Here is a 22,576-nt window from a genome sequence, read left to right on the forward strand (position 1 = left end):
ACCCCTGTTCTAAGATCCGCCGTAACTTGGAGGATCGCCATGCGCTGGCAAGGACGGCGGGAGAGCGACAACGTCGAGGACGTGCGGGGACGTGGGCCGATCGGTCGGGCGGGAGCCGGGCTGGGCTGCGGAGGGCTGTTGCTCGTGCTCGTCATCGCCTATGCCACCGGGCAGGATCCGATGGCGCTCCTGCAGATGGTGCAGGGGACCCAGGCGACGCTGCCGAGCCTCGCCCTCGGCGGTCGAGCCCGGTGGCGCGCCGCCGAGCGACGAGCTCGGGAAGTTCGCGTCCGTGGTGCTCGCCGACACCGAGGAGACCTGGGATGGGGTCTTCGCCAAGGCCGGAGCTCGCTACGAGAAGCCGCGGCTGGTGCTCTTCACCGGTGCGGTGCAGTCGGCGTGTGGCATGTCGAGCGCCGCGGTCGGGCCGTTCTACTGCCCGGGCGACCACAAGGTCTACCTCGACCTCTCCTTCTTCGACGAGCTGTCGCGCCGCTTTGGCGCGCCGGGTGATTTCGCCCAGGCCTACGTGATCGCCCACGAGGTCGGGCACCACGTGCAGAACCTCCTTGGCATCTCCGACAAGGTCAGTGCGGCGCAGGAACGTGCCGGCTCGGAGGCCCAGGCGAACGCGTACTCGGTGCGGCTCGAGCTGCAGGCCGACTGCCTCGCCGGTGTCTGGGCCAACCACGCTCACCGCGAGCGTCAGTTGCTCGAGCCCGGGGACGTCGAAGAGGGGCTGCGCGCCGCCGCGGCGATCGGCGACGACCGCTTGCAGAAGATGGCCACTGGCCGCGTCTCGCCCGACAGCTTCACCCACGGCTCCTCGGCCCAACGGGTCGAGTGGCTGCGTCGCGGCCTCGAGAGCGGCAACCCGGACGTCTGCGAGACCTTCAACTAGTCGACGAGCAGCTTCTCAAGCAGAGCGGACAGCCGGACGCCGGCCTGGAGGAGGCGGAGCTCGACGGTCGCCCAATTGCGAGCGACGTACTTGTGGCTCAATCGATGGTCGCCGAGATCGTAGATCTGGCTCCGCAAGGCCATCGACTCCTTGGCCCAGTCGCCCGGCTCGCTCTTGCGCCAGGCTTGCTCCTGCTCGGGCTCGACATGGTCGATGAACTCCGCGAGCTCGCTGAAGGAGAGCTTCGAGGCGTCGATCATCCCGCTGTCCCAGACGCTGTGTAGGTTCGACGGCTCGTTCTGCCAGAGCACCAGGATGTCGTTGCCGCCGCGGTCGTCGGCGCGACCGGCATGCAGCGGCTGGTGCAGATCTCCGACGAAGTGCACCAGGAACTTGAGCGCCGTGGCGCGCTCCTCGCGCGGGGCGGCACGGTCAGCGAGGATGCGGGAGAAGCGGCCGATCGCCTCGAGAACGTCGCCGGTCTCGCTCTTCTTCGTGTTCTCGTAGGTCGCACCGTCCGCGATGTTGACGTAGTGCCAGGTCTCCGCCTTCGCCCAGGCGGGGTCGGTGCGAATGTCGTCGGCCCAGGTGCTGATCCGCGGCAGCGACTCGGCGCCGATCAGCTCGGCGAGCGCCGTGCGCGCGGCGGGAGAGAGCCGATGCTCGGCGATCCGGCCGATGGTGCGATGTCCGGTGGCGCCCCAGCCGGCGGCCGGAGCGGGGACGAGCCACAGGAGCCCGAGCAGCGCGACAGGGACGAGGGCAGGGCGGACGGCGTGGTGACGGGGCACGGGAACCTCCTCGGAATTCGAGGATGCTAGCCCGGAGCCCCGTCCTTGGCGAGGCACAGCCGACGGAGCGTCACCCGGGTGGGCGACCGGTCAGGTCGTCGGCCGGGGTCGTCGCGGCGACCACCGGGTCGAGCTGGTAGCGACCGGTCCGGTAGAGCAGGTCGCCTCCCTGGTAGTAGGTGATCGCGTCCTCGAGCAGCTGGTTGGCCGTCGCGTCCGGAGCGGCGATCGGCTCGAACTCGCCCTGGTCGCTCCGCACCGTGAAGAGCTCGGCGCGGCGCTGCAGCCCGAGCACCGCGAGCTGCCCGCCGCGAAGCAGGGCGACCTTGTGGTTGTGGTTGAGCAGGGCGCGGCCGACCGTGTCGCCGTCGTGGAAGAGGTCGCGCCCGAAGAAGCGCGACGAGTAGGCGTGGCCGAGCAGGCCGAGCACCGTCGGCGGGACATCGAGCGAAGAGGCGACGACGTCGAGCCGCTGGCCCGCCGGGACGATGCCCGGAGCGAAGAAGAGGATCGGCACCCGATAGCTCGGCAACGGGATCTCGCCCGCGCCGTAGACCCGGGCGCCGTGATCGCCCATCAGGACGAAGATGGTGTCGGAGAAGAAGCGGTGCGAGCGGGACTCGCGAATGAAGCGTCCGAGCGCGTAGTCGGCGTACCGCACCACGTTCTCGCGGCGCGACAGTCCCGGCAGCTTCTGGATCCCGTCCTGCGGAAAGTCGTAGGGACGGTGGTTCGACACGCTGAGCACCAGGGCGTAGAAGGGGCGCCCGGCCTGCTCGAGCCGATCGAACTCGGCAATCGCCCGCGTGAAGATCGCCTCGTCGCTGGCGCCCCAGGCCGTGGTGAACGTCCCGTCCGGGAAGTCGGCCTGGTCGATCACCGTCCCCACGCCGTTGGCGGTCAGGTAGCGCCCCATGCCGTCGAAGAGTGCTCGCCCGCCGTAGACGAAGAGCGTCTCGTACCCTTGCTCGGCCAGCAGACCGGGCAAGGTGAACAGGCCTCTCGAGGTCGGCCGCCGCACCAGCGATTCGCCCGGCAACGGCGGCAACCCGGCGGTGGTCGCCTCGATGGCGCGGATCGTGCGGTTGCCCGTCGAGTAGGCGCGGGTGAGCAGCGTTCCTTCGGGCGCCAGCGCGTCGAGCTCGGGTGTCAGGCTCGGTTGGCGCGAGGAGAGCGAGCCGACGAAATCGGCCCCGAGGCTCTCCTCGAGCACCACGACGACATTGAGGCGGCGTCCCGTGCCGCTCGCCGGGATCTTGCGCAGCGAGGTCCCGGGAACGAAGCTCGAGGCCGGTGCGCCGGGCTCGGCGAGCAGCGCCGGGAGTCGTGCCAGGACCTGGTCGGCGGGTCTTGTCAAGAAGAAGCCGTCGTAGCGCACGTCGGCGCCGAGCAGCGCACGGACGAAGCTCGCGTAGCCGTTGCCGGCGATCTCGACGAGCAGCCGATCGCGAGAGACCTCGGCAAGCCCCGTCGGCAGCAGCCACGAGCCGAGCGCTGCGGTTCCGAGCGCCGCGGCCGCGAAGGCGGTGCGGGAGAGTCGGCCGACCGGCTCCAGCCACGAGCGATCGAGATGCCGGCGCAGCGCCCAGGCCGAAGCCACCGAGGCGAGGAACAGGACGGAGAGGATCGTTCCGGTCGGATAGCTCTCCCAGATGTTGGTCGCCACCTCGGTCGGGTAGAGCAGGTAGTCGACCGCGACGAAATTGAATCGGCTCTCGAATTCGTCGAAGAAAAACCCCTCGGCCGCCGCGACGAAGAGCATGCCGAAGAGCGAGGCGGCCAGGCACGCGATCATCAATGCCCGTTGGAGGCGGGTTCGCAACCAGCGGGTTGGTGCGAGCGTCAGGTAGAGGACCCACGGTGTGGCCAGCCACAGTGCCGTGGCGACGTCGCGGACGAAACCTGCGGCCAGGGCGGCGAGGACCGAGCCGACCCCATCGGCGAAGGCCTGTGGCCGGAGGGCGAAGAGCGAGAGCCGGGTCACCTGGGCGAAAGCCAACGCCGCGACGAAGATCAGCATGGCCGGACGGAAACGCCCGGCAAGGAGCGCGCGGCTGCGGTCGATGAAGCGGCTGGGCAACGCAGTGGGCTCGGACAATCTCGCGGTTCCTCTCGTGCGCGCGCCGGAGCTCGGGCCGGCGCCCGAAACGGCGAGCGGCTCGGAGACTTCCTTGGCAATCTAACAGGATGGAGCGGTCGGATGAACGCGGGATGAACGCCACCTCCCGTCGGGTGTGCGGCGGAGGTTCCGGACGCCGCGGTTCTGCTTCGCCGGCGGGGGCAGTGCGCCACCGACGGCCGGGTGGGGGCGCGCTGCGCCGAGAAACCAGAATCCCTGCGATGGGTCCGAGCTCCGATCTCTGGTCCTCGGCCGTGCGCGAGGTGCTGTCGCCGCGGTGCGAGTTTCATTCGCACCTGGGTCGCGGCGGCTTCGCGTCGGTGTGGAGGGTGACCAATCGCCGGCTCGGGCGAGTCGAGGCGCTCAAGGTCCTGGCCGACGTGCGCGGCGAGGATGCGGAGTTCGTCGAGTGCTTCACCCGCGAAGCGCAGATCGCCGCGGCGCTCGACCACCCGAACATCGTCCGCATCCACGAGTTCGGCTGCACCGACGGCATCTTCTGGTCCCCCATGCAGTTCATCGACGGATCGACGCTCGCCGACGAGCTGCGCCGTGGACGGACGTTCTCTCCGGGCGACGTCGTCGAGATCGTCGTGCAGGTTCTCGACGCGCTCGGCGTCATCCACGATCGCGGCGTGGTTCATCGCGACCTCAAGCCGGCCAACCTGGTGCTCGACGCCGCGGGCAGGCCTTGCGTCATGGACCTCGGCATGGCCAAGGTGGACGGCCCCCCGGGCGCTACCGCCACCGGTGCGCTGATGGGAACGCCGGCCTACCGTGCTCCGGAGGCGCTCGCCGGCTCGTCGATCGACGGGCGGGCCGATCTCTACGCCCTCGGCGTCACCGCGTACGAGATGCTGAGCGGGCGACTGCCGTATGCGTCGGTTCCGGGCGATCGAGCCGGGACGGGCGCCGGCCGCGACCTGCCGCCAGGTCGACCGGTGACCGCACCGCTGCTCGTCGATGCGCCGGTCGCGTCGTGGCCTCGCGATCGCTGCGGCCGGTTGCACCGGCCTGCCGAGCGGCGGCGGCGGGTGCTCTCCGGGGTTACGTGTTCAACCTTGCGCTCGACGCCGCGGGCGTGCCCGTCCCGGCTCGCGTGTCGCTCGCCGTCAGCTTCTGATTCCGGGTCGAGGGAGCCTCACGGTGAACCGAACGATTGGTCTCGCACCGGCAGTGCTTCTCCTGCTCGCCTGCGCTTCGTCGCCTGGTCCGGCGCCAGCCCCGCTCGTCCCCGCCTGGACCGTCGACGTTCGTTCCGATCGGCCCGGGGGCGCGAATCGCCCGCGGTGACGAAGCGCTCGGCGTCGCGCCGCTGCGGATGGGTGCGGCGTCGATGGCCGAGGCGCTCGCCCTGCGCGCCGAGAGCTCGGGGCTGCCGTTGGTGGAGCGGCGAATTCGCGTGCGGGGCGAGACCGATCTCGAGATCACCTTTGGCTTCGGGGACGCGCCGACGCCTCTCGCGCATGCGCTCGGACTCGGGTGTGTCACGGTCTTCGACGATTCGGGCGGGGCGCTCTTCGAAGCAGACCGTGCGGAGCTGCGGGGCGAGGCCCTGGTGTTGCTCGCCCGCCAGGCCGAGCTCTTGCAGGGGCCGTTCGCCGGCCTGCGCGTTTGGGCGTCCGGTCACAACGATCACACCGGAGGCGAGGCCCACAACCTCGCGCTCTCCCTGGCTCGCGCCGAGGCGATTGCCGACACGCAGAAGCGGCACGGCGTCGACGCGTCCCGCATTGCGGTCGAGGAGTTCGGATGGCAGTTCCCGGTGGCCGAGGAGAGCCCGGACGCGGGGCGGGCGCTCAACCGTCGGGCGGAGATCGTCCTCCCCGGCGAATGACCCGGCGGGCCGTCGGAATGCCCGGCCGGTCCACCTTGCGGTTGGTTGGCGACTGTGGCAGCCTGTTTTCTTCGATGCCCGCCATCGCCGCCCTCGCCGAGGCTGCCGGCCTCCGCCAGCGCATCTTCGTGTCCGACGACGGTCCCGACCTACGGCGGACCGCGCGCTCCGCGTCCGTTGCCGCGAGGTACCAGATTGCCGTTGTGGCCTCCGCCGGCGAAGCCCCTCTTCGTTCTGTCGACGAACGCGCCTCGCACCGTGCCGTCGGCGCACCTTTTGCGCAACCGCTGGTCACCGGGTGGCCTTCTCGAGGACGCGCTGGGCGCGTCTGTCCATCGCGTGCGGCAGAAGCTCGAGCCGACTCCGGCCAGTCGACGAGGGGTGGTGAGCGTACGCGGGCTCGGCGACCGGACGGGAGGGCGGCCCGATGACACCTGAGGCGGAGGGCGGCATGTCCGCGACACGCCTACCCCGGATCGTCCTCTGGTTCTCCTCGGAGAGCCGCGCCCTGGCCTCGGCGCTCGCCGTCGGGTTCATGATCGTCGCATTCGACGCCGCGGTGCGCGGTCGCGTCGATGCGGCGGTCCTCGCCGTCGCTTGCGCCGCGATCGTGTTGGCGATGGCGGAGAGCTCGATCACCGGCCTTCCGGCGCGCGTCCGGGACGCGCTCTCCCTTGCCTTTTTCTGGACCGCCGCGACGGTCGACCTGGGAATCGCCGTCGCCGAGCGTCGACCGATCCACCCCGCGCTGCTCGCCCTGCCGGTCGCCGCCTTCGCCGGCCGTCGGCCCTGGCGCGCCTGGATGTGGGCCGGCCTGTCCTTCGCCTCCGTGGCTGCGGTCTCGCTGCTCGGCGACCGGACGGAGGGCGTGATCCGCGCCGCCCTGGAGATCCCGGGGCTCTTGCTGCTCGGTTCGTGCGTCGTCGTGATCGCGCTGGCCGGCAGCCTGCTCCAGGCGCGGGCAGCGCTGCTCGAGCGACGGCTCGAGGGCGAATCGGCGGAGCGTTCGCGCGCCGAGGCGCTCGCGGTTTCGATTCGCGAAGAGCGCAGCCGGCAGGTCGCCGACGTCAGCCACGAGATGAGGACGCCGCTGCACGGGGTCATCGGGTTGCTCGAGCTCGTCCTGCGAAGCGACCTGCCGGCGGCCGAGCGGCGACAGCTCGAGTGGGCGCTCAATTCCGCCGAGTCGCTGCTCAGCCTCCTCGACGACCTACTCGACCTCGACCGCATCGGCCAGGGGCGCTTTCGACTGCGCAGCCGGCCGTTCGCCCTGCACGAGCTGGTCGAGGGGGTCGAGCGAATCCTCGCCCCCCGAGCCCACTCGAAGGGGCTGTCGTTCGAGACCGTAGTGGCGACCGACGCGCCGCGCTTCGTCGTCGGCGACGACCGGCGCCTTCGCCAGGTCCTTCTCAATCTGGCCGGCAATGCCGTGAAGTTCACTCGCCGCGGCGGCGTCCAGCTGGTGGTCATCGCCACGCCCGAGTCGGACGAGCGGTCGCGGTTGCGCTTCGAAGTGCTGGATACCGGCCCGGGTCTCTCGGCACTCGACTCGCGCAAGCTCTTCGAGCGCTATTCGAGAGGCTCTCAGATCTCCGATCGGCACCTCCCCAGCTCGGGTCTCGGTCTCTCGATCAGCCGCGAGCTTTCGCAGGCGATGGGCGGCGAGCTCGGCGCCGAGGAGCGGCCGAGCGGCGGATCGCGGTTCTGGCTCGAGATCTCCCTGGGCGTCGCGACGGCGGCCGAGGCGGACACCACCTCGTCGCGGCTCCGCCTCTCCGGCGACGAGGGGGAAGCGCCGCGGGAGGCGACGCACCGCCGCATCCTGGTGGTCGAGGACGATCCGCTCGTTCGCGAGCTGACGCTCGCCCAGCTTCGGGTGCTCGGTTGCGTCGCCGAGGCGGTCTCGCGCGGCGAGGAGGCGCTCGAACGGTTGGCGGCGCAGCCCTTCGACGCGGTGCTCATGGACCTGGAGATCGAAGGGATCGATGGCCTCGAGACGACGAAGCGGCTGCGTGCGCTCGAACGAGGGGAGCGGCACACGGTCGTCCTGGCGTTGTCGGGGCGTGGCTTCCCGGAGGAGCAGGCGGCCTGCCTCGAAGCCGGAATGGACGAATGCCTGCGCAAGCCGACCTCTCTCGCGCAGCTCGAGAAGGCGCTCGACGAATGGCTGGGTCCGTCGGCGACGCCAGAGGCTGCTTCTGCGCCGGAGGCCGAGCGGGTCGAGGAGCGCGAGCCCCGCCTCGATCCGGTGCGCCTCGACGATCTTGCCTCGCTGGGGAGGCGAACCGGGACGCCGCTCCTCCGGCCGCTCGTCGAGAGCTTCGAGGGGCGCTCGCGCGATCTCGCCGACGGTCTCGCTCAGGCGATCGCTGCCGGCGACGCGGCTCGGATCAAGACGGTGGCCCATACCCTTGCCGGCGTGGCGGCGAACCTGGGGGCGGTTCGCGTCGCCCGGCTCGGGCGCGCCCTCGAAGCGGCGGCGCGGGCCGGACAGCTCGGGGGGATTGCCGACCTCCTGCCGCAGGTCGATCTGGAGCTCAGTGCGGCCCGCGATCTGCTGCGCGAGCGACTTCAGGCCGAGGAGGGCGCGGTGCCGGGGGTTCAGGTTCTGTCGAAATAATCTAATTGACTATTATTTAAATATAAATTTTCCAGCATCTGGCATAATTTCATCCAGAAATAATTGACACGGCTCGGCATTTTCTCTAGTCTCCGCGGCGAACGGCCGAGGAGATGCCGATGCCGCTATTGCTCGAACCCGCCTTTCTGACCGCTCAGGCTGCCCCTCCTGCCCTCTCGGGCTCGGACACCGCCTGGATGCTCGTGGCCACGGCGCTGGTGCTGCTGATGACCCCGGGGCTCGCCTTCTTCTACGGCGGCCTGGTGCGCTCGAAGAACGCCCTCAACACGATGATGATGAGCTTCGCCTCGCTCGGCGTGGTCGGGCTCGCCTGGGCGATCGCCGGTTACAGCCTGGCCTTCGGCGAGGGAAATGGGGCGATCGGCGGCTTCGGGCACCTTTTCCTGCGCGGTGTCGACCTCGCGGCAAAGGGCTCGATTCCCCATGTGCTCTTCATGGCCTACCAGGGGACCTTCGCGGTGATCACCGCGGCGCTGATCTCCGGGGCGATCGTCGAGCGGATGCGCTTCGGGCCGTATCTGGCGTTCATCACCCTCTGGTCGCTCGCCGTCTACGCGCCGGTGGCCCACTGGGTCTGGGGCGGCGGCTGGCTCGCCGGGCTCGGGGCGCTCGACTTCGCCGGGGGCACGGTGGTGCACGTCAACGCCGGAATCGCGGCGCTGGTCGCCGCGGCGACGCTCGGCGCCCGCCGTGATTACGGCCGCCAGGCCCTCCTGCCGCACAACGTGCCGTTCGTCCTGCTCGGCACGGCGCTGCTCTGGTTCGGCTGGTTCGGCTTCAACGCCGGCAGCGCGCTCGCCGCGAATGCGTCGGCGGCCCTGGCCTTCGTCAACACGATGCTCGCGCCGATGGCGACGCTCTCGGTCTGGATGCTCCTCGACCGCTCGCGCACCGGGAAGTTCACGGCCGTCGGCGCCGCGACCGGGATCGTCGTCGGACTGGTCGCGATCACCCCGGCGGCCGGGTACGTCAGCCCGATGGGGGCGATCCTGCTCGGCGGTGTCTCGGCTCTGCCGAGCTACTTCGGCATCCTCTGGCGCTCCCGCACGCGCCTCGACGATTCGCTCGACGTGGTCGCCGCCCACGGGCTCGGCGGACTGACCGGGGCGCTGCTCACCGGCGTCCTGGCGTCGGCGGCCTGGGGGGGCACGGCCGGCCTCGTCGAGGGCAATCCGGCGCAGCTCGGCCGGCAGGCGATCGCCGTGCTCGCCACCCTCGGTTGGAGCGGCGTCGTCTCGTGGGGGCTCATCAAGGCCGTTTCGTTCGTCTCCGCGCTGCGCGCCGAGCCGCGCGGCGAAGGGCGCGGGCTCGACGTCGAGCTGCACGGCGAAGAGGCCTACGGCTCCGGCGAGGGCGCGATCCTGGTGCTCTCCGAGAGCCGGCCGGCCTCCGCCGCGCCGGTCGTCAATCTCAGTCACCTCGCCGGCACTTCCGGGAGCTGAGCCATGAAGCTGATCACCGCGATCATCCGTCCCGAGAAGCTCAACGACGTGCTCGAGGCGCTGTTCCGCGCCGAGGTGCGCGGCCTCTCGATCTCCCGCGTGCACGGCCACGGCGGCGAGACCGAAGCGGTCGAGACCTACCGCGGCACGACGGTGAAGATGGAGCTGGTCGAGAAGGTGCGGCTCGAGATCGGCGTGTCGGAGCCGTTCGTCGACGTCACCATCGACGCGATCCGGAGCGCGGCGCGCACCGGCGAGGTCGGCGACGGCAAGATCTTCGTCGTCCCGGTCGAGCGCGTCGTGCGGATCCGCACCGGCGAAACCGACGTCGACGCGGTGACGCCGGTCGCCGTCGTCTCCTGAACGACGAGACTTCGCGCGGCGGCGGCAGCTCGGCGGGCCTTCGGCCCGCCGGCAGTCGCCCGGTCCGGCCGAGCCGAGGGCTCCGGTCACCGGGCGACGCGCGGGCCCTCCGCCCGCCGGCGGCTGCGGATACACTTCGCGGATGGACACCCAGACCGATCTCGAGAGCCTGATCCGACGAGCCGGCGGCCGTGAGCCCGCCGACCTGCTGCTGACCAACCTCAAGCTGGTGGATGTGCTCGCCGGCGAGATCTACCCGACCGAGGTGGCGATCGCCGCCGACAAGTTGGTGGGCGTCGGCCGCGGCTACGCGGCGCACGAGGTGATCGACCTGGGCGGTGCCTACGTCGCCCCCGGCCTGCTCGATGCCCACGTCCACATCGAGAGCGCGATGGTGACCCCGGCGGAGTTCGCGCGCGCCGTGGTGCCGCGCGGCACGACGACGGTGATCACCGACCCGCACGAGATCGCCAACGTGCTCGGTCTCGAGGGGATCCGCTTCATGCTCGAGTGCGCCAAGGGCTCGCGCCTGGCCATGTTCGTCATGGCCTCGTCGTGCGTGCCGGCGACGCACATGGAGAGCTCCGGTGCGTCGCTCGACGCCGTCGACCTCGCCTCCTTCAAGTCGAGCCCGTGGGTTCTGGGTTTGGCCGAGGTGATGAACTTCCCCGGGGTCGTGCACGGCGACCCCGGTGTCCTCGCCAAGCTGCGCGCCTTCTCCGACAAGGTGATCGACGGGCATGCCCCGGGGCTCGCCGGTCAGGCGCTCGCCGCCTACGCGGCGGCGGGGATCGGCTCGGATCACGAGTGCACGACGGTCGAGGAGGCACGCGAGAAGCTCCGTGCCGGGATGACGATCTTCCTGCGCGAGGCGACCAACGCCCACAACCTGCGGACGCTCCTGCCGCTGGTCACGCCGATGAACCATCACCGTCTCTGTCTCTGCACCGACGACCGCCAGCCGTCGGATCTGCTCGACCAGGGGCACATGGACCACCTCGTGCGCATGGCGATCGCCGGCGGTGTCGACCCGGTCGTCGCGCTGCGCATGGCGACCTGGAACACCGCGCAGTACTTCCGCCTCTGGGACCGCGGCGCGGTGACCCCGGGGCGCCGCGCCGACCTGATGATCTTCCGCGATCTGCACGACCTGCGGCCGCATCTCGTCATCCGCCGCGGGCAGGTGGTGGCGCGCGACGGGGTGATGCTCCCGGCCGAAGGGCCGAAGATGATCCCGCGCCTGCGCGGGACGATGAGCATCGACTGGAATGCCATCGACCTCTCGGTGCCGGCCGAAGGGGAGAAGATCCGCGTCATCGGTGTCGTCCCCGACCAACTGGTGACCCACCATCTGATCGAAAGCCCGACGGTGCACGCCGGCCAGGCGGTGGCGGACCCGTCACGCGACCTGCTGAAGATGGTGGTGATCGAGCGCCATCGCGGCTCGGGGGCGGTCGGCAAGGGCTTCGTGCGCGGGGTCGGGCTGCAACACGGCGCGATCGCCTCCTCGGTCGCCCACGACCACCACAACCTGGTGGTGATCGGTGCCGACGAGATCTCGATGTTCGCCGCGGCGCGCCGGGTGGCGGCGATGGGCGGCGGGATGGCGGTGGCGAGCGGCGAGCAGATCGTCGCCGACGTGCCGCTGCCGCTCGGCGGCCTGATGAGCGACCGGCCGATCGAGGAGGTCCGCGCCCGCCTCGACCGGGCGATCGCCGGGGCGCGGGAGCTCGGCAGCACGCTCCACGACCCCTTCATGGCGATGGCCTTCCTGGCGCTCGAGGTCATCCCCAGCCTGAAGCTGACCGACCAGGGCCTCGTCGACGTGGACCGCTTCGCCCGCGTCCCGCTCTGGGCGGCCTGACCCTCGGCTTTCCTCCCCCTTCGCCTGGCCCCGGCCGGCCCGTCCGGGCCGGCCGGTTGCCGATTGGCGGGTTCGTACCGGTCCCTGTCGCTTCCGGACATGGTCCCGATCTCCGCCGTTTTCCAGACTCCCGGACGGAAATCGACGGTGGCCTGTCGGCCGCCGACAACCCCTACGGGAGGCTAGGCCATGTCCGGACATCGTTTGACCTTCACCCTCGGGCTGCTGCTGTTCGGCCTCGTGCTGGCGCCCCCGGCGACGGCGCGACAGGTCCCCTTCGGCACCGGCGTCGACTTCGCCGGCACCTACGACGGCGCCTCGGCGATCCTCGCGCTCGACCTGACCCGCGACGGCATCAGCGACCTCGCCGTCGCCTCGGAGATCACCGGCGACGTCAAGGTCCGGCTCGCGATCGGCGGCGGGACCTTTGCCTCCGCGACCGCCGCCAGCGGGCTCGATTCGCCCTTTGCCCTCGCGTACGGCGACCTCGACCTCGACGGCGACCTCGACATCCTCGTCGGCCAGTACGACAACATTCCCTTGCCGGGCGCGCCGCCGTTTCCCCCCGAGGACGCCGAGCTGCTCTGGCTGCGCAATCCGAAGATCGGGCCGGTCGGCTGGGCCTCCTTCGGCATCTCCTACCTCACCACGGCCGGAGTTCGCGGCGTGGCGATGGCCGATTTCGACGGCGACGGGGACGTGGACATCGCTTACGCGACGGAAGGGACGGGCGGCGGATTCTCGTGGAGTGCCAACGACGGCACGCCGGAAGACACCGGGTGGACGAGCTACAGCATCGACTCGCGGCCCGGAGGACGTCCGTTCGGGATCGCCGCGGCGGACGTGGACGGCGACGGCGACATCGACCTGTTGGGAACCGACGCGCTCTCCGACGCCGTCTTCTGGTACGAGAACGACGGCACGCCCGATGCCGGCTGGGTGCGGCACACCGTCGAGTCGAACCTGACCGGGGCGATCACGGTCGCCGCCGGGGACGTCGACGGCGACGGCGTCCTGGACGTGATCGCGGGCGGGAACGTCGCCGACGAGGTCCGCTGGTACGAGCGCAGCGGCGCCAGCTGGACCGCCCATTCCGCCGGCACCAGCCTGAATGCCGTGCGATCGGTCTTCCCCTGCGACCTCGACCTTGACGGCGATCTCGACGTGCTGACCGGCATCGAGGGCGGCGACCAGGTGCGCTGGCTCGAAAACAGTGCGGGAACCGGCATCTCCTGGACCCACCGGGTCGTGGAAACCGGCATCGACGGCGTCGTGGGTGCCGTCGCCGGGGACCTCGATGGCGACGGCGATCCCGACCTCGCGGCGGTGGCCTGGACCGGCGACCGCTTCCTCTGGTGGGAGAGCCAGCTCACGCATCGGCGCTTCGTCGACGGTGCGGCGCAGGACGTGCGCAGCGGCGTCGGCGATCCGCGCGCCCTCGAGGTCGCCGATCTCAACGGCGACGGTTTCCTCGACGTGGTGAGCGCGCAGTGGGACAGCGACGAGATCGTCGCCTACTTGAGCCTCGACGGTACGGGCTATCTCTTCTGGGAGAACGTCGTCGCGACCGGGTTCGACGCGGCGCGCGACGTCGACGTCGCCGACGTCAACGGCGACGGCCGCCTCGACGTGCTCGGCACCGCGGTGGTCGACGACGACGTCGTCTGGTGGCAGAACAACGGCGGGGCGCTGCCCACCTGGACCGCGCACACGGTCTCGGCGAGCTTGAACGGGGCACATCGCGTCGAGGCGTTCGACTACGACCGCGACGGCGACATGGACCTCGTCACCGCCGCTTACGACGGCGACCGCGTCGACCTCTGGGAGAACACCAACGGCATCGGCACGGCCTGGACCCAGCATCTGCTCGCCGCAGCCAACGGCCCCTTCGACCTGGTCATCGACGACTTCAACCTCGACGGCAAGCTCGACGTCGCGGCCACCGCGTACGACGAGGACGAGGTGCACGTCTATCTGAACTCGTCGGGCATCGGCGGCCTCTGGGTCGACGTCACGGCCAAGTCGGGCGCCGACGGGGTGCGCGGCATCGACGCCGCCGACATGGACGGCGACGGCGACGTCGACCTCGTCTTCGTGCAGCGGCTGAACGACAACATCTTCTGGTACGCCAACAACGGCACGGGGACGGTCTGGGCCGGACACACGGTCGGCACGGGCGCGCTGGTCGACGGAGCCGCCGTGCGGGCCGTCGATCTCGACGGCGACGGCGACCAGGACGTGGTCGGGACGAGCCAGTCGGACGGTGACGTCACCGTCTGGCTCAACGGCGGTGACGGGACGAGCTGGACGCGCCTGAACGTCGAGCAGTCGATCGACACGCCCTGGGACGTGGTGGTGGGCGACGTCAACGGCGACGCCAAGGAGGATCTCGTGGTCGCGGCCGGCGGCGCGGCGAACCGGATCGTCTGGTACCCGGACGTCGGCGATCAGGTCTCCGACCTGGCGGAGATGTGGGCGCCGGGCACGATTCCGAACGGCGGCAGCGCGGTGCTCTTCCACCCGGTGGTGAGTCACAACGGGCGCGCCGGCTACGATCCCGACGGCGAGCTGGCGCAGATGCGGCTCGACATCACCGACACGGCGGGGACGCCGCTCACCACGGCGCAAGCCAACGCGGTCATCGACGAGATCCAGCTCTGGCAGGATACCGATCGCGACGCGACGCTGACCGGTGCCGACACGCTCGTCGGGTCGGATTCGACCCTGACCTCGAGCGGCGGGAGGGTCACGCTCACCCTGACCGACGGGGCCGCCGCCGCGTCGATCGAGCCCGGGGTGACCTGGGGCTACTTCGTCGTGCTGAGTGCGACCGCCAACGCCTCGTCGCAGGTGCCGAACCAGTTGCGCATCACCTCGCCGGCGGAGTGCTGGACGGTGCAGGATCGCGACCACGACCTCGCGCTGCAGGTCGAGACGCGGAGCGCGGTGGCGACCAAGGCGATCGCCTTCGGCGCCTTCGGTGGTCAGCTCCTCTCCGACGCCTTCGAGCGTGGCACGACCTCGGCCTGGTCGTACGCCGCGCCGTGAGGTCGGTGGCCGGCAGGTGCAAGGTCGCCCCTCCGGTGGGACAATCGCCCCGAGGAGCGAGTCGATGATCTCGCCGGACGGGACGAGGGCCTCCGGGTGTCCGGCGCAGCGGTCGGGGAGCCGGTCGCTGCGCCGGCTCGGGCCGCTCGTTTGCCTGATCGTCTCGCTCGCCGTCCCGCGACCGGCGACGGGCGAGGCGATCGCCTACCGCGCGATGTCGCTGCGCGCCGACGGCGACCTCGCCGACTGGGGGCGGAGCGAGCCGGCCTTCGTCCTGCGCGAGCCGGAGCTCCTGCCGCCCCTGGCCAATCAGGTCACGGTGCGGCTGGCGTGGGACCTCGAGCGGCTCTGGGCCGCCTTCGAAGTGATCGACTTCGATCGGGTGCCGGCGCCGACCGAAGCCGCCGGCGCGACGCTCTACCAGGGCGACAGCGTCGAGCTCTATCTCCATCTCGACTCCTGCGGCACCGCTCGCATGGGTCTCTGCTGCTACCAGATCGTCGCCGCTCCGGACGGCCGTTTCGCCGTGTTGCAGGGTGATCCGCTGGCGGGCGAGATCGAGCAGCTCGAGGTGCCGAAACGGGTGCGACCGGAGGTCCGCCTCGAGGTCGGCGGAGCGCACCGCGCCGACGGCTACGTGGTGGAGATCGCCGTTCCCTGGGTGGAGCTCGGCGTGCTGGCACCGCAGAGCGGGCAGCGCTTCGATCTCGACCTCGCCTGGAACGACTGGACCGAGGATCACCCTCTGCTGCCGGAGATTCCGCTCGATCTGCACAACCTCGCCGCTCTCGAGCACCACGAGAAGTCGCGGGTGCGCCCGCTGCCGCCGACGATCTCGTGGGAGGAGCGCGAGGCGATCGTCGCCCGCGCCTACTTCCCCTGGAGCCTCGCCGGGCGGCGCAGCTTCGGCTACCCGCGAACCTGGCACACCATGCGCCTGGCGGGGGAGCCGCCGCTGCCGACGCGCTGGGTGAAGCGCTTCGGCGCCGAACGGCTGGCCGCCGGTGTCGTGCTCGGTCTGCTGGGATTCGGCAGCGGCCTGCTGCTGCTCCTGCGTTGGGACGAACGGCGCCGGCTGCGCGAGTTGCTCGTGCGCATGCAGCGACTCGAGGAGCAGCTCGCGACGGCACCCCCGCCCGTGGCGAGCGACGGCACCAGGTGGAGCGCGGCGGTCGAGGACGGCGAGCTCGAGGCTCCGGCGCCGCGCCCGGAGGCGCCGGCCCTCCGGCCGCGCGCGGCGGTCGAACAGTTGGCGCAGCGGGCGACGGACTGCATCCTCCGCCACCTCGCCGAACCGCTGAGCGTTGACGCACTGGCGCGCCAGCTCTACGTCTCGACCCGCACGCTGGAGCGCGCGCTCGCCGAGTCGCACCGCTGCACGCCGCGCCAGCTCATCGCCGCCGTGAAGCTGCGCGAAGCCGAGCGGCTGCTGCGCGACGAAGGACTCTCGGTCACCGAGGTCGCGGCCCGGCTCGGCTACGCCGACCCGTCGCACTTCTCAAAGCGCTTCAAGGAGGCGTTCCGCATTCCGCCCTCGCTTGTCGCGCGCCGCGTCGCAGCCGCCGCGCCGATGCCCGGCGCGGTGGTCAACTGACCGCCGCGCTCACGGCCGCCCGCACGGGGCGGTCAGCTCGCCGGTGTCGAGATAGGCCTGCCAGAGTCGGCGCCAGGTGCGCCAGTCGTGCCCGCCGGGCAGCGCGGCGACGCGCTCTGGCGGTAGCGCCGCGGCGAGGAGGCGATGCCCCGGTGCGAAGTCGTCGGATTGGCCGAAACCGAGGAAGAGCGTCGGCCCACCCCCGCGCACGATCGACTGCAGCGAGCGCCAGAGCGAGCGTTGGAAGTCGTCTTCGGCGAGGACCTCCGGCGCCGGCCAGCTCGCGAGGCCGCCGGCCGACGCGACCTCGCGCACCACCTCCGGCTCGCCGAGGTACGGCGCGAGCTCGACGAGCCCGGCGATCTCCCCCGGGTAGCGCTGCACGTAGAGCAGCGAGCCGGTGCCGCCCATCGACACGCCCACCAGCCAGATCCGCTCCCGTCCGGCGGCGCGCAGCGGCGCGATCACGTCCTCGTGCAGCCGCTCGAGCACCGTGCGCCGCGTGTAGTAACCGAGATGCGCGTCGGGCGCCACCACCTCCGCGTCGATCCCCCGCGCCGCGAGGGCCTCGGCGAACCCCGCCTTGGCGAACGACTCCGGGCGGTCGTAGCGCCCGGGCAACAGCACCACCGCACACCGGCCCGCGGCCGATCCCGTGGCGAGCCGTTCCGCCGGCATCGGCACCCGCGCCGGACGCAGCGCCGCACAGCCGAGCGCGAAAAGGGCAAGCGCCGACATCGCACCCAGCCGACCGAAGCGATGCAGGGGCCCATCAGGAACGAACGGGAACGACGCGGGCATCGACGAGCCTCCTCGGGAGCCAAGCGTCTCCCTCTCGCCAGTCTCTACGGCCCGCACGGTGATTTGGCTCGAAGGCGGGTGCAAGTGGAGGAGGCCTCAGGCGACAAACCGAGCACTGAACTACCGGCCGACTGGATCGAGCACGGAGGCGGAGACCCGCCTGGAGGAGACCTTCGTCTATGGGGGCGTCAGAGGCCGCAAGAGCGAGCGGACCCTGCGGTTCTTCCCTGGCGCCGGGGCGCTCGAGGCGTTCCACGCCCGGCAGATGAATCTGCAGGAATTCCGCCACAGCGAGAGCTTCGACGCCCTCGGGCAGCGCGTGGGGCTCGATTACCCGCAATGCCTGGCCGGGAGTTACAAGTGCTCGGCGAGCACGACGCTACCGGCGCGGCCGCAGACTTGGGTCTACGAGCTGGGCCGCTTGCGAGACGCGCCCGGGTGGACGATGCCACACGCCACCCAGCCGGGCGTGACCTACCATCCAGGCGGGATGTGGGCGGAAGTCCGGCACGTCAACGGGGTGACCGACGTCCAGGTTCAGGACGGCTCGCGGCGCCTGCGCCCGGGGTACTTGTCGACCGTCCGAGGCTCGCAGGTGCTCTGGAAGCCCGGGCTGTTCAGCTACGACGTGGCCGGCAACATCCTCTCGATCGGCCCGAGTGAGGACGGAGGGACGGACCTCTTTGCCTAATACGGCACGAGCCGGTTGCGAGAGAGTCGGTTCTTCGTGCAACAGCGGAACCCGCTGGACACGGATCTGCTCGTCGATAGCTTCGAGACGGGAGACACGTCGAAGTGGAACCGCACGCAGCACTGGGAGACCTCGACGCTGCTTGGCTACGTTTTCGACGAGCACGGCAATCTGCTGACCGAGAAGCGCAACGGCGCGACCTTCCGCACCCACGCGACGAACGGCGCGACCAACCGCCTGACGAGCGGCACGTACGACGCGGCCGGAAACCGGACGCTCTACGACAACGTCACGACGACCTTCGATGCGCTGAACCGGGTGGTGAAGCGCCAAGCCTCGGGCGGCACACCGCTCTACTTCCTCTACACCGCCGACGACGAGCGGACGATCACCTGGGACTCGGAGTCCGCCCACCCCGTGTGGCTACGCTTCACGCTGCGGGACTTCGATGGCAAGCTGATCCGCAAGGTCGATGAGACCTCGAGCTCCACCCTGGTCGCCGACGAAGACGTCATCTTCCGCGGCGATCAGCCTCTCGGCAGAGAGACATTCGACGTCGCGCCCACCTCCTTCCACCTCTCCCTCGACCACCTCGGCTCGGTGCGGATGACGACGAGCGGCAGCGGTGCGGTTGTGGCGAAGAAGAAGTACTACCCCTTCGGCGAAGAGGCGACGCCGTTCTTCGAGCAGGCCGCGATCGCGCTCAAGTACACCGGGCACGAGCGGGATGCGTACGACCCGGCGGCGACGGGGGACGACCGAGACTACATGCATGCACGGTACTTCCTGCCCTTGACCGGGAGACTGCTCAGCGCGGATCTACTCCTTGGGAATACACGAGTGCCGCAGAGCTTGAATCGATTCGCCTACGTGAAGGGGAACCCCCTGCGATATGTCGATCGGTTCGGCCTAGCCGCTGGTGCCGTCATCACCGTCACCGGTGAGGATCCTTGCCCAGGGACACCGGCCAGCTACTCGTGCAGAGACTGGGAATCGCTGATGGACGCGATGGAGCGCCTCAAGGCTGCTGCCGCCGCGTTTCCCAGCGAGGGCGTTGGTCCTCTTCGTAGTGCATACCAACTTCGATTCGAAGAGATGGCGGTCGAAGGGAACTACCTCGCGGCTGCGGTCGACTTCATCGGCCTCGAGTTCTTCATTCCGGAGAGCAACGGTGACCTCGGTTTCGACCTTGGCGCAACGCTTCTTCCGTTCGGAAGAGTTGGCAAGGGACTGACCAAGAGCTTCGCGTACGCAGTCAAGAAGCTCGGTCTGGATGCGAAGAAGGCCAGCGCCGTTCTTCATGCTGTGAAGCGAGCAGCGGGGCGTGGGGGAAATGCCGATGTGGTCTTTGACACAGTTACGGGCGACATCATTTCGCCGCAAACGGGCGAAGTGCTTGGTAATCTAGCTGACGATCTTTGAAATGGGAGAAACAGATGGCCGATGCGACGTTTTCTGCTTCTTTCCGGATCATGGGGAAGGACTTGGATCCATCGGAGGTCTCCAGGCTCCTCGGCCTAGAGCCCGATGAAGCGCATCGTGCCGGAGATCCGAGACCTAGCAGCTTGGGGCGGACGTACTCGGCCTACTCGGCCGGCATCTGGTCGTTGGTTTCCCAGGTCGATCAACGAATGCCACCGGGAGACCATGCGGCCGGGCTGTTGGCTCGTCTGGAGGGTCGAGGGCAGGTCTTGCGGCAAATCAAGGAGCTCGGCTACGAGCTCGATCTCTTCCTCGGTGTTTTCGGCGACGGAGGTGGCAATTTCGGCTTTTCTGTCGACAATCGGACGATGATGGCTCTTGCAGAGTTCGGAATTTCGCTGGAGGTTGATGTTTACGGTTGAGGACTTCGTGTCGGGTGCCACTGCGTGACCTACCATCCAGGCGGGATGTGGGCGGAGATCCGACACGCCAACGGAGTGACCGACGTTCAGGCACAGGACGGCTCGCGGCGCCTGCGCGCGGGGTCCTTGTCGACCGTGCGAGGCTCGCAGGTGCTCTGGAAGCCCGGGCTGTTCAGCTACGACGTGGCCGGCAACATCCTCTCGATCGGCCCGAGTGAGGACGGAGGGACGGACCTCTTTGCCTAATACGGCACGAGCCGGTTGCGAGAGAGTCGGTTCTTCGTGCAAAAGCGGAACCCGCTGGACACGGATCTGCTCGTCGATAGCTTCGAGACGGGAGACACGTCGAAGTGGAACCGCACGCAGCACTGGGAGACCTCGACGCTGCTTGGCTACGTTTTCGACGAGCACGGCAGTCTGCTGACCGAGAAGCGCAACGGCGCGACCTTCCGCACCCACGCGACGAACGGCGCGACCAATCGCCTGAGGAGCGGCGCGACCTACGACGCGGCGGGCAACCTGACGCTTCTCGCCAACGTGACGACGACCTTCGATGCGATAGTCCGGGTTGTGAAGCGGCAGTGAGCCCTTCCCCTGGAGGCGGTGCTCGGAGGGGGGGGATTCGGAGCCCTCGCGATCGGCGCGGTGTCGTAGACTTGACTGGGACGCTGAAGTGCGGAGGTACTTCACGCTCGCGCGGAGCAGCAGCCACGCGTCTTACGAAGGTGACTGGCATCCGAGAGAAGATGCCGCGAGAGCTGGCGGCACATGGCTTCTGGACAGAGTCGGAGGGCGCTTGGCCGCGAGATGCGGCGCTGGCGGTGCTCGAGTGGCTCGCCAGCGAGGGGATCGGAATCCGTGGCATCGAGATCTGGATGCCGTCTGCGAATGGCCCGATCATCCCGACCCCGGACTTCTATTCGTGGGCCCCGCCCGTTGGAAGATGCGGCGAGGAGGCGAAAGGCTATCGAGGTCGGGAGCCATTCTTCTGCATCGAGCTCGACAATGAGTGGTGATTCCGAAAGGGACCGATGGCGAGGATGAGGGTCACGGCGCCTCGAGCCGGTGCGCTCGTCCTGGTTCTCGCGGCGGCCATGTTCATCTACCTCGCCACCGCCGGTCCCGTCCTCTTCTCGTACGTCGAACGATACAGCTGCGCGCCACAGCCAGTATGGAGTGTTCTCAACCCACTGCGCGACCGCGCACCCGAAGGGCCGGCAGAGCTCCTCCTGCGAGAGCTCGCCGCTGGCAACGTGCGCCCGGCGCTCAGTCGACTGTCAACCGGCACCCCAATAGACCAGGGCACGGTCGACAGTGAACTCAGGCTGAGGCTCCTCTCCTGGCGTTTGATGGGACGGCAGGACTTCGGCGACCGTATCGAATTGTCGTACCAGGGTGCGCGCAGTGATTGGCCGGATGACGAGAGGCGCCCTCTTTGGATCCGAGTTGCGAGGCCCACGCCCGGTGCACCCTGGCGGATCGTCGAGTTCTCCGCCGTCTACTGAAGTGACCTGAGCGGAGCAACCGGGGGGAATTCGTTGACGCTCTTCGAGAAACTCGTTCTGTCCGCGAATCGAGTGGCCCTGCTCCTCGGGGGAGCATTCGGTCTCGTGTTCGTCGCCGCCTCGCGCGTTCTCGGGCAACCCCTGCAGCGTGGTGTTCTCCTGCTTGGGCTCTTCGGCGTACTCGCGTTGGTGTGTGAGGTGACGCGCAGCGGAAACGCTCAGCTGAGCCTACAGTCTGGACTGTGTGCGGACGCCGTCGGCTCCCTCGTGCTTCTGCTTCCCCGCGCGGCTGTCGCAACGCTGGAATCAGGTGAGTGGCTCGGGCGAACGTGTGGAGCAGCGATCCTGTTGGTTCTGGCCGCGATTCTCCAGCTTCGTCTATCGATGACCGCCAGGCTGCCGAAGGATGGAGAGTGAGCGGTTCTCCTGGCGCGCTGCGACGGATTTCGTTCGGTCCCTCGGAGGAAACGGAGCGAGACATGAAGACGCGAGCTGTGGCACGTCACACGCTGGCGTGGACTCCTGGGGATCGAGATCCTCGAGGCCAGCCGCCTACTTTCGCCGGAGTTGTTGTCGATAGCGATGCCCTTGAGGACTAGCTAGGCTCATGAAGAACTGGCTTCTGTTGCTCGTGATTCTCGGGTTGCTTGTCGCCGGTGAGCTGTCTTATTCCCGATACCAAGTGGCGACGGGGAGCAATGGCGAAGAGCTTCTCGATGCATGGCTCCTGCCACTCGGAACTATCCTCGTCCTTGCTGGGTGTTTCGCCCTCGCGAAGGGCAGGGGAGCGGTAGCCAAGCTCGTGGCAGGGTTCGCTGTTGTCTTGGGAGCGATCGCCGGAGCGTTGGGCTACGTTCTCGTGACGCGCTGGTGAAAGGCCGAGGGCCTAGAAATCCAAGGCATCGATGTCGATTCCTCCGCACGTCGAGGAGGAGCCCGCAGACCAGGGGGCGACGAAATGAAAGTGCCTCGGCGACTACCATTCCTCGTGTTCACCGTGCACGCAGCAGTAGCCGCCCTGTGCACTTGGATCGAGACGTTTCAGTGGGGAATGTATCCTCTGGCCGTCGACGCGGGTCGGTTCCTGCGTGTCCTCGACGCCGCAGTCCTGTGGCCGATCGACGGCGCTCTCCGC

Annotated in this window: 18 protein-coding genes and 2 pseudogenes; 17 read left to right on the plus strand and 3 right to left on the minus strand. The window is 69.4% G+C overall.

Annotated features, from left to right (window positions below; translation table 11 throughout):
* The first annotated feature begins 39 nt into the window (after positions 1-39).
* Positions 40-901 (plus strand): annotated as a pseudogene (locus IPJ17_08440) (neutral zinc metallopeptidase).
* On the opposite strand, the gene IPJ17_08445 reads toward IPJ17_08440, so the two are convergent.
* Positions 898-1,692 carry a S1/P1 nuclease gene (locus tag IPJ17_08445; protein ID QQR75586.1) on the minus strand — a complete coding sequence of 265 codons (795 nt, stop codon included), beginning with the start codon at positions 1,690-1,692 and terminating at the stop codon, positions 898-900. The pseudogene IPJ17_08440 and the gene IPJ17_08445 overlap by 4 nt on opposite strands.
* Positions 1,693-1,762: 70 nt before the next feature.
* Entirely contained in the window at positions 1,763-3,790 is a 2,028-nt protein-coding gene (locus IPJ17_08450) for a sulfatase-like hydrolase/transferase (protein QQR75587.1), read from the minus strand.
* Positions 3,791-3,879: 89 nt separating this feature from the next.
* Here IPJ17_08450 and IPJ17_08455 point away from each other — a divergent pair.
* From IPJ17_08455 to IPJ17_08490, 8 genes and pseudogenes are all read left to right on the plus strand, one after another.
* A pseudogene (locus IPJ17_08455) lies at positions 3,880-4,701 on the plus strand (serine/threonine protein kinase).
* Between the two features lie 446 nt (positions 4,702-5,147).
* Positions 5,148-5,648 carry an OmpA family protein gene (locus IPJ17_08460; protein QQR75588.1) on the plus strand — a complete coding sequence of 167 codons (501 nt, stop codon included), beginning with the start codon at positions 5,148-5,150 and terminating at the stop codon, positions 5,646-5,648.
* 451 nt (positions 5,649-6,099) lie between these two features.
* A complete protein-coding gene (locus tag IPJ17_08465; GenBank protein ID QQR75589.1) occupies positions 6,100-8,268 on the plus strand; it encodes a response regulator in 2,169 nt (722 codons plus the stop codon).
* Between the two features lie 113 nt (positions 8,269-8,381).
* Positions 8,382-9,731: an ammonium transporter gene (locus tag IPJ17_08470; GenBank protein QQR75590.1), complete on the plus strand. Its 1,350-nt coding sequence runs from the start codon at positions 8,382-8,384 to the stop codon at positions 9,729-9,731.
* A gap of 3 nt (positions 9,732-9,734) precedes the next feature.
* Positions 9,735-10,094, plus strand: coding sequence for a P-II family nitrogen regulator (locus IPJ17_08475; GenBank protein QQR75591.1), 360 nt, complete (start codon positions 9,735-9,737; stop codon positions 10,092-10,094).
* 142 nt (positions 10,095-10,236) lie between these two features.
* Positions 10,237-11,958 carry an adenine deaminase gene (ade, locus tag IPJ17_08480; protein QQR75592.1) on the plus strand — a complete coding sequence of 574 codons (1,722 nt, stop codon included), beginning with the start codon at positions 10,237-10,239 and terminating at the stop codon, positions 11,956-11,958.
* 189 nt (positions 11,959-12,147) lie between these two features.
* Positions 12,148-15,006 carry a VCBS repeat-containing protein gene (locus IPJ17_08485; GenBank protein QQR75593.1) on the plus strand — a complete coding sequence of 953 codons (2,859 nt, stop codon included), beginning with the start codon at positions 12,148-12,150 and terminating at the stop codon, positions 15,004-15,006.
* Between the two features lie 64 nt (positions 15,007-15,070).
* On the plus strand, positions 15,071-16,600 hold the full coding sequence (locus IPJ17_08490) for a helix-turn-helix domain-containing protein (protein QQR75594.1): 1,530 nt from the start codon (positions 15,071-15,073) through the stop codon (positions 16,598-16,600).
* A gap of 9 nt (positions 16,601-16,609) precedes the next feature.
* Here the strand turns inward: IPJ17_08490 and IPJ17_08495 are convergent, their stop codons facing one another.
* Positions 16,610-17,401, minus strand: coding sequence for an alpha/beta fold hydrolase (locus IPJ17_08495; GenBank protein QQR75595.1), 792 nt, complete (start codon positions 17,399-17,401; stop codon positions 16,610-16,612).
* A gap of 265 nt (positions 17,402-17,666) precedes the next feature.
* Here IPJ17_08495 and IPJ17_08500 point away from each other — a divergent pair, with 265 nt between their 5' ends.
* The 8 genes from IPJ17_08500 (at position 17,667) to IPJ17_08535 (ending at position 22,315) form a co-directional block, all read left to right on the plus strand.
* Positions 17,667-18,092, plus strand: a complete 426-nt coding sequence (locus IPJ17_08500) for a hypothetical protein (GenBank protein QQR75596.1) — start codon at positions 17,667-17,669, stop codon at positions 18,090-18,092.
* A 36-nt stretch (positions 18,093-18,128) separates the two neighbouring features.
* Entirely contained in the window at positions 18,129-19,514 is a 1,386-nt protein-coding gene (locus IPJ17_08505; protein QQR75597.1) for an RHS repeat-associated core domain-containing protein, read from the plus strand.
* A gap of 14 nt (positions 19,515-19,528) precedes the next feature.
* Positions 19,529-19,936 carry a DUF4279 domain-containing protein gene (locus tag IPJ17_08510; protein ID QQR75598.1) on the plus strand — a complete coding sequence of 136 codons (408 nt, stop codon included), beginning with the start codon at positions 19,529-19,531 and terminating at the stop codon, positions 19,934-19,936.
* A gap of 24 nt (positions 19,937-19,960) precedes the next feature.
* Positions 19,961-20,182, plus strand: coding sequence for a hypothetical protein (locus IPJ17_08515; GenBank protein ID QQR75599.1), 222 nt, complete (start codon positions 19,961-19,963; stop codon positions 20,180-20,182).
* A 36-nt stretch (positions 20,183-20,218) separates the two neighbouring features.
* Complete coding sequence (locus IPJ17_08520; GenBank protein QQR75600.1) at positions 20,219-20,521, plus strand: hypothetical protein; 303 nt, start codon at positions 20,219-20,221, stop codon at positions 20,519-20,521.
* A 161-nt stretch (positions 20,522-20,682) separates the two neighbouring features.
* Positions 20,683-20,952 (plus strand): hypothetical protein, encoded by a 270-nt coding sequence (locus IPJ17_08525; protein QQR75601.1) that lies wholly within the window; start codon positions 20,683-20,685, stop codon positions 20,950-20,952.
* Between the two features lie 522 nt (positions 20,953-21,474).
* Complete coding sequence (locus IPJ17_08530; GenBank protein QQR75602.1) at positions 21,475-21,858, plus strand: hypothetical protein; 384 nt, start codon at positions 21,475-21,477, stop codon at positions 21,856-21,858.
* A 190-nt stretch (positions 21,859-22,048) separates the two neighbouring features.
* On the plus strand, positions 22,049-22,315 hold the full coding sequence (locus tag IPJ17_08535) for a hypothetical protein (GenBank protein QQR75603.1): 267 nt from the start codon (positions 22,049-22,051) through the stop codon (positions 22,313-22,315).
* The last annotated feature ends 261 nt before the right edge of the window (positions 22,316-22,576 follow it).

It is taken from the genome of Holophagales bacterium, assembly GCA_016699405.1.
In the GTDB taxonomy this organism is placed as follows: Bacteria; Acidobacteriota; Thermoanaerobaculia; order Multivoradales; family JAGPDF01; genus JAAYLR01.